The organism is Pseudomonas sp. G5(2012), assembly GCF_000408945.1.
Classification (GTDB): Bacteria; Pseudomonadota; Gammaproteobacteria; order Pseudomonadales; family Pseudomonadaceae; genus Aquipseudomonas; species Aquipseudomonas umsongensis.
Genome location: NZ_APIO01000025.1, coordinates 304,363 through 311,474, shown reverse-complemented (window position 1 = coordinate 311,474; position 7,112 = coordinate 304,363). Strand labels below are relative to the sequence as shown.

Sequence of the window (7,112 nt, the reverse complement as noted above, 5' to 3'; positions counted from 1 at the left end):
TGTAAGAGCGAAACCATAGGCCGCCGTTACCGCAGCAATGGATATACACCCAATCCAAATGCCACCAACCCAAAGAACAGCATTACTGCCGAGGCCGGTTTTTTATGGCCTGGGCTAGATCAATGCAAGATCTGGCTCAGGAACAGCTTGGTGCGTTCATTCTGCGGGTTGTCGAAGAAGTCGTTCGGCGCCGCCTGCTCGACGATTTCGCCCTTGTCCATGAAGATCACGCGATTGGCCACGGTGCGGGCAAAGCCCATTTCATGGGTCACGCAGAGCATGGTCATGCCGTCTTCGGCCAGGCCGATCATGGTATCCAGAACCTCCTTCACCATCTCGGGGTCGAGTGCCGAAGTCGGTTCGTCGAACAACATGATTTTCGGCTTCATGCACAGCGCACGGGCAATCGCCACGCGCTGTTGCTGACCGCCGGACAGCTGCCCCGGGTACTTGTGCGCCTGCTCCGGAATGCGCACGCGCTCCAGGTAATGCATGGCGATTTCCTCGGCCTTGCGCTTGGGCATCTTGCGCACCCACATTGGCGCCAGGGTGCAGTTCTGCAGGATGGTCAGGTGCGGGAACAGGTTGAAATGCTGGAACACCATGCCGACTTCGCGGCGGATCGCCTCGATCTGCTTGAGGTCGTTGGTCAGTTCCACGCCATCGACCACGATGCGGCCCTGCTGGTGTTCTTCCAGGCGATTGAGGCAGCGGATAGTAGTGGACTTGCCCGAACCCGACGGCCCGCACAGGACGATCCGCTCGCCCTGCTTGACGTTGAGGTTGATGTCCTTGAGTACGTGGAACTGACCGTACCACTTGTTCACGCCCTGCATCTGGATAATGCCTTCAGGGCTCACAGGCTTCTTGATTGCTTCGCTCATTACAGAACTCCTAACGCTTGTGGCCAGTGTCGAGCTTGCGTTCCAGATGCATGGAATAGCGCGACATACCAAAACAGAAAATCCAGAACACCAGGGCCGCGAACACATAGCCTTCAGTGGCCATGCCCAGCCATTTCGGGTCGGCGGCGGCTTGCTTGACGCTGTTGAGCAGGTCGAAGAGGCCGATGATGATCACCAGGCTCGTGTCCTTGAACAGCGCGATGAAGGTGTTGACGATGCCGGGGATCACCAGCTTCAGGGCTTGCGGCAGAATCACCAGGCCCATGCTGCGCCAGTAGCCCAGGCCCATTGCCGCGGCCGCTTCGTACTGTCCTTTAGGGATCGCTTGCAGGCCGCCACGCACCACTTCGGCCACGTAGGCCGACTGGAACAGGATCACGCCGATCAGCGCCCGCAGCAATTTGTCGAAGTTCATGCCTTCAGGCAGGAACAACGGCAGCATCACCGAGGACATGAACAGCACCGTGATCAACGGCACGCCGCGCCAGAATTCGATGAAGGTCACGCAGACCACGCGAATTGCCGGCATGTTCGAACGTCGGCCCAATGCCAGGACAATCCCCAGGGGCAAAGCACCGGCAATACCGACGGTGGCGATCACCAGGGTCAGCATCAGGCCGCCCCATTGGCTGGTCGCCACTTGGGTCAGGCCAAAGACGCCGCCGTGCAGCAGGCACCAGGCAATGATCGGGTACAGCACCAGGAAGCTCAGGCCATACACGGCTTTATGATGAAAGCGCGAGATGAACAACGGTGCCACGCCAATGACCGCCAGCCACACCGTCAGGTCGACGCGCCAGCGCAGTTCCGGCGGGTAGTAGCCGTACATGAACTGGCCGAAGCGCTGCTGGATGAACACCCAGCAGGCGCCCTCCTTCGTGCAGTCGGCGCGGGTGGTGCCCACCCAGTTGGCATCGATGATTGCCCAGCTCAGGATCGGCGGTATCACCAGGTAGATCAGGTAGAACGCGAACAAGGTCAGCAGGGTGTTGAGCCAGCTGGAGAACATGTTCGCGCGTATCCACGCCATCGGGCCGAAGACCTTGGCCGGCGGTGGCATGTCGGGTTTGAAAGTATGAGTACTCATGCGCTATTCCTTACCGCTCGATCAGCGCAATGCGCTTGTTGTACCAGTTCATCAGCAGGGAAATGCTGATACTGATCGCCAGGTAAACGCTCATGGTGATGGCAATCACCTCGATCGCCTGGCCGGTCTGGTTGAGCACCGTGCCTGCGAACAGCGAGACCATCTCCGGATACCCGATACCGGCCGCCAGCGAGGAGTTCTTCGCCAGGTTCAGGTATTGGCTGGTCAGCGGCGGAATGATCACGCGCAGGGCTTGCGGGATGATCACCTTGCGCAGGGTCGGACCGTTGCGCAGGCCGAGCGAATGCGCAGCTTCGGTCTGGCCGTGGCTGACCGACTTGATGCCCGAACGCACGATCTCGGCGATGAACGCTGCGGTGTACACCGTGAGCGCCAGGGTCAAGGCCAGCAGTTCCGGGATCAGTACCCAGCCGCCGACGAAGTTGAAGCCTTGCAGCTTGGGCATTTCCCAGTGCACTGGCGCACCGAAGATCAACACGCACAGCGCCGGGATCGCCAGGAACAACGCCAGGCCAACCCAGAACTTGTGGAACGGCTCGCCCGTGGCTTCAAAGCGCTTGTTGGCCCAGCGGGTCATCAGCACGATGGCGACAATGGCCACGACGATGCTGATCACGAACGCCCAGAAACCATCGGCCATCAGCGCCGCCGGCATGTTCAGGCCGCGGCTGCTGACGAAGAAGGTGTCGCCGAAGTTGTGGCTGTTGCGCGGCCCCGGCATGGTCAGGAACACCGCGAAGTACCAGAACAGGATCTGCAGCAGAGGCGGAATGTTGCGGAAAACCTCCACGTACACGGTCGCCAGCTTGGCGATGATCCAGTTCTTCGACAGTCGGGCCACGCCGACGATGAAACCGAGGATCGTCGCCAGGATCACGCCGATGAAGGTCACCAGCAAGGTGTTGAGCAAGCCGATGACAAACACTCGGGCATAGCTGTCCGCTTCGGTGTAGTCGATCAGGTGTTGGGCGATGCCGAACCCGGCACTGCGCTCCAGAAAGTCAAAACCGGAGGTAATGCCCCGGTGTTGCAGGTTGGTCTGTGTGTTGTCGAACAGATACCAGCCTAGCGAGACCACCCCGATAATGGTGATGATCTGGAATACCCACGCACGCACTCGTGGATCGCTGAGGCTGAGCCTCTGCTTTGGTGCGCCGATTGAATTTTGCATGAAGTGCCCCGCAAAGAATGGAACAGAACATCACCCGGTGGTTGGCCCACCGGGTGATAGAACCATCAGCGCACTGGTGGTGCGTATTGAATGCCGCCAGCGTTCCACAAGGCGTTCAGCCCGCGGTCGATCTCCAGCGGAGTGCTCTTGCCGAGGTTTTTCTCGAACACTTCACCGTAGTTGCCGACTTGCTTGACGATCTGCACGACCCAGTCTTTCTTCACTTTCAGGTCTTTGCCGTATTCACCGTCAGTGCCCAGCAGACGAGCGACGTCCGGGTTCTTGGTGGCCTTGGCTTCGGCTTCGACGTTTTTCGAGGTGATGCCGGCTTCTTCAGCGTTGAGCATGGCGTAGCCAACCCAGCGCACGATGGCCAGCCACTCGTCGTCGCCGTTACGCACGACCGGGCCCAGTGGCTCCTTGGAAATGGTTTCCGGCAGCACCACGTAGTCCTTCGGCGAGGCCAGCTTGCTGCGCTGGGCAAACAGTTGGGACTTATCGGAGGTCAGTACGTCGCAACGACCGGATTCAAGCGACTTGGCGCTCTCGTCGGAGGTGTCGAAAGTGATCGGGGTGTATTTCAGACCGTTGCCACGGAAGTAGTCGGAAACGTTCAGTTCGGTGGTGGTACCGGCCTGGATGCAGATGGTCGCGCCATCCAGCTCTTTGGCGCTCTTGACGCCCAGCTTGTTGTTGACCAGGAAGCCGATGCCATCGTAGTAAGTGATGAAGCCAGGGAATTTCAGACCCATGCCCGCGTCACGGGAGCTGGTCATGGTGGTGTTGCGCGACAGGATGTCGATCTCGCCGGACTGTAGCGCGGTGAAACGCTCCTTGGCGTTCAACTGGCTGAACTTGACCTTGGTCGCGTCGCCGAATACGGCAGCGGCCACGGCACGGCAGTAGTCTGCATCGATACCGACGATCTTGCCGGTGGAATCTGGAACCGAGAAGCCAGGCAGGCCATCGCTGACGCCGCACTGTACGAAACCTTTCTTCTGTACTGCATCCAGGGTCGCGCCCGCCTGAGCGAACCCACTGACGCCGAGTACCGCGGCTGCAGTCACGACTGCCAGGGTGGATTTCAACATCTTCATTCAAACCTCCAGTTTTGCTCTTGTTGTGTCGGAGCGTGAGTCCAGTCGCACCCTTTTGAGGCGTTGGTGACCCTTGTTGGCTTTTTATAGGGTCAACCGACGTAGGACCGTAGCCATGAGTCTAGTAGGAGAAAATCCATATAAAGGACAACTCACTTCTCACCAATCGGCCGAACGGGCTGTAGCCCTTTCTCGTTCGCGAAGCCCGTAGCGGCCATTGGCGAACATCCATTACCGGATTTTTTTGCTATCCCACTGCCAACAATGGCCTGATAGTGTTACCGACAGATGTGGGATTTTCGTACCAGCTTGCGTATAGCAAAGCCCGTACCACACCGACCGCTTAAGCGGTTAAGCGACAGGTCAATAGCAAAACTTGTAACCTTGCGACATCTTCGTAACTGATCAACCAGAGACGCCCTCAGACCTCGCACTCAATGAGAGCGCCCGCACATGTTTGGAGCAGCCATGACCAACCCTTTGATTCTTGAACCCATCAAGACCGCAGATGCCTGCGTTATCTGGCTCCACGGCCTGGGCGCCGATCGATACGACTTCCTGCCGGTGGCCGAAGCCCTGCAGGAGACTTTGCTCAGTACACGATTCGTCTTGCCCCAGGCACCGACCCGCGCCGTCACCATCAATGGCGGTTACGAGATGCCGAGCTGGTACGACATATTGGCCATGAGCCCGGCACGGGCGATCAATCGCGAGCAGCTGGAAGAGTCGGCCAACTGGATAATCGAATTGCTCGAACAGCAGCGCGCCACCGGAATAGACGCTTCGCGAATTTTTCTCGCCGGCTTTTCCCAGGGCGGCGCCGTGGTTCTACACACCGCGTTTCTGAAATGGCAGGGCCCGCTGGGTGGCGTACTTGCCCTCTCGACTTATGCACCGACCTTCAGCGACGCGCTGGAACTGTCCGCCAGCCAGCAGCGCATTCCGGTGCTTTCGCTGCACGGGCAGTACGATGACGTGGTGCAGAACTCGATGGGACGTAGCGCCTACGAGCATTTGAAACAGCGTGGTGTCACCGTGACATGGCAGGAATACCCAATGGGCCATGAAGTGTTACCTGAGGAAATTCGCGACATCGGCGTGTGGCTCGACGAGCGCCTGCGGTAAACAATGACGTTTAAAAACGCCCTTTGATCCATCCCTCTACGCCGCGCCCGATTCTTGCATTACACTGGCCGGCGTACATTCCTTAACCAATTGATGAGATGACCGTGCTCAAAGCACTCAAGAAAATGTTCGGTAAAAGCGAGACTGAGCAACTCGCGCCAGTCCCCAGCGCTCCTTCTCACGCCCCCAGCCACCGCACCGACGGTAGTCAGCCTGGCCGTACCGCTGCCGTAGCGGCACCGAAACATGAGCCCGCGAGCACGGCGACCGTCCAACCTGCGGTGGTCACTGCCCCCGAGCAGCCACACAGCGAAACGCCGAAACCCGCCAAACCCCGCCGCGAACCGAAGCCCAAAGCGCCGGTCATCCCGTGGAAACTCGAAGACTTCGTCGTCGAACCCCAGGAAGGCAAGACCCGTTTCCACGATTTCAAACTTGCCCCCGAACTGATGCACGCCATCCAGGACCTGGGCTTTCCGTACTGCACGCCGATCCAGGCCCAGGTGCTGGGTTTCACCCTCGCCGGCAAAGACGCCATCGGCCGCGCGCAGACCGGTACCGGCAAGACCGCGGCATTCCTGATCTCGATCATCACCCAGCTGCTGCAGACCCCGCCGCCGAAAGAGCGCTACATGGGTGAGCCGCGCGCGCTGATCATCGCGCCGACTCGCGAACTGGTGGTGCAGATCGCCAAGGACGCGGCGGACCTGACCAAGTACACCGGCCTGAACGTCATGACGTTTGTGGGCGGCATGGACTTCGACAAGCAGCTCAAGCACCTCGAGGCTCGCCATTGCGACATTCTCGTGGCCACCCCGGGTCGCCTGCTGGACTTCAACCAGCGCGGCGACGTGCACCTGGACATGGTCGAAGTGATGGTGCTGGACGAAGCCGACCGCATGCTCGACATGGGCTTCATCCCGCAGGTGCGCCAGATCATTCGCCAGACCCCGCCGAAGAATGAGCGTCAAACGCTGCTGTTCTCGGCGACCTTCACCGATGACGTGATGAACCTGGCCAAGCAGTGGACCACCGACCCGGCCATCGTCGAGATCGAGTCGCAGAATGTGGCCAGCGAAAACGTCGAGCAGCACATCTACGCGGTGGCCGGTGCCGACAAATACAAACTGCTCTACAACCTGGTCACCGACAACGGCTGGGAGCGGGTCATCGTCTTCGCCAACCGCAAGGATGAAGTACGCCGCATCGAAGAACGCCTGGTACGCGACGGGGTCAACGCCGCGCAGCTATCGGGTGATGTGCCGCAACACAAGCGCATCAAGACCCTGGAAGGTTTCCGCGAAGGCAAGATCCGCGTGCTGGTCGCCACCGACGTGGCAGGTCGCGGTATCCACATCGACGGCATCAGCCACGTGATCAACTTCACCCTGCCGGAAGTCCCGGACGACTACGTGCATCGCATCGGCCGTACCGGCCGTGCCGGCGCCGACGGCGTTTCCATCAGTTTTGCCGGTGAAGACGACTCCTACCAGCTACCGGCTATCGAGGAAAAACTGGGGCGCAAGATCAGCTGTGAAACACCGCCGACGCATCTATTGCGGGCGGTTGAGCGCAAGCGGCCGCACTGAGCCCCCTTGCAGTAACAAGCGCAGCCGGAAACGGACTGCGCTTTTTTTTCGCCCGGAGATTGCCATAGATATCTAAAAGTCCATAATAGACAAATTAGTTTACATTCCAGCGCCCGG

General features: G+C 59.4%; 6 protein-coding genes. 2 read left to right on the top strand and 4 right to left on the bottom strand.

Features of this window, described 5'->3' with window-relative positions; genetic code table 11:
- Positions 1-119 precede the first annotated feature (119 nt).
- The 4 genes from PG5_RS08625 to PG5_RS08610 all read right to left on the bottom strand — a co-directional run bounded on the left by PG5_RS08625 (position 120) and on the right by PG5_RS08610 (position 4,281).
- Positions 120-884 carry an amino acid ABC transporter ATP-binding protein gene (locus PG5_RS08625; protein ID WP_007905492.1) on the bottom strand — a complete coding sequence of 255 codons (765 nt, stop codon included), beginning with the start codon at positions 882-884 and terminating at the stop codon, positions 120-122.
- A gap of 10 nt (positions 885-894) precedes the next feature.
- Entirely contained in the window at positions 895-1,992 is a 1,098-nt protein-coding gene (locus PG5_RS08620) for an amino acid ABC transporter permease (protein WP_020796719.1), read from the bottom strand.
- A gap of 10 nt (positions 1,993-2,002) precedes the next feature.
- Complete coding sequence (locus tag PG5_RS08615; protein ID WP_020796718.1) at positions 2,003-3,184, bottom strand: amino acid ABC transporter permease; 1,182 nt, start codon at positions 3,182-3,184, stop codon at positions 2,003-2,005.
- A gap of 65 nt (positions 3,185-3,249) precedes the next feature.
- Positions 3,250-4,281: an amino acid ABC transporter substrate-binding protein gene (locus PG5_RS08610; protein WP_020796717.1), complete on the bottom strand. Its 1,032-nt coding sequence runs from the start codon at positions 4,279-4,281 to the stop codon at positions 3,250-3,252.
- A 468-nt stretch (positions 4,282-4,749) separates the two neighbouring features.
- Between PG5_RS08610 and PG5_RS08605 the strand changes: the two genes are divergently transcribed.
- Both PG5_RS08605 and rhlB read left to right on the top strand, forming a co-directional pair.
- Positions 4,750-5,406 carry an alpha/beta hydrolase gene (locus tag PG5_RS08605; RefSeq protein ID WP_033044035.1) on the top strand — a complete coding sequence of 219 codons (657 nt, stop codon included), beginning with the start codon at positions 4,750-4,752 and terminating at the stop codon, positions 5,404-5,406.
- A 98-nt stretch (positions 5,407-5,504) separates the two neighbouring features.
- Entirely contained in the window at positions 5,505-6,995 is a 1,491-nt protein-coding gene (gene rhlB, locus PG5_RS08600; RefSeq protein WP_042955300.1) for an ATP-dependent RNA helicase RhlB, read from the top strand.
- Positions 6,996-7,112: the final 117 nt, after the last annotated feature.

Coding starts and splice junctions, on each gene's coding strand:
- PG5_RS08625 (WP_007905492.1), bottom strand. CDS start 884: ATGAGCGAAGCAATCAAGAAGCCTGTGAGCCCTGAAGGCATTATCCAG.
- PG5_RS08620 (WP_020796719.1), bottom strand. CDS start 1,992: ATGAGTACTCATACTTTCAAACCCGACATGCCACCGCCGGCCAAGGTC.
- PG5_RS08615 (WP_020796718.1), bottom strand. CDS start 3,184: ATGCAAAATTCAATCGGCGCACCAAAGCAGAGGCTCAGCCTCAGCGAT.
- PG5_RS08610 (WP_020796717.1), bottom strand. CDS start 4,281: ATGAAGATGTTGAAATCCACCCTGGCAGTCGTGACTGCAGCCGCGGTA.
- PG5_RS08605 (WP_033044035.1), top strand. CDS start 4,750: ATGACCAACCCTTTGATTCTTGAACCCATCAAGACCGCAGATGCCTGC.
- rhlB (WP_042955300.1), top strand. CDS start 5,505: ATGACCGTGCTCAAAGCACTCAAGAAAATGTTCGGTAAAAGCGAGACT.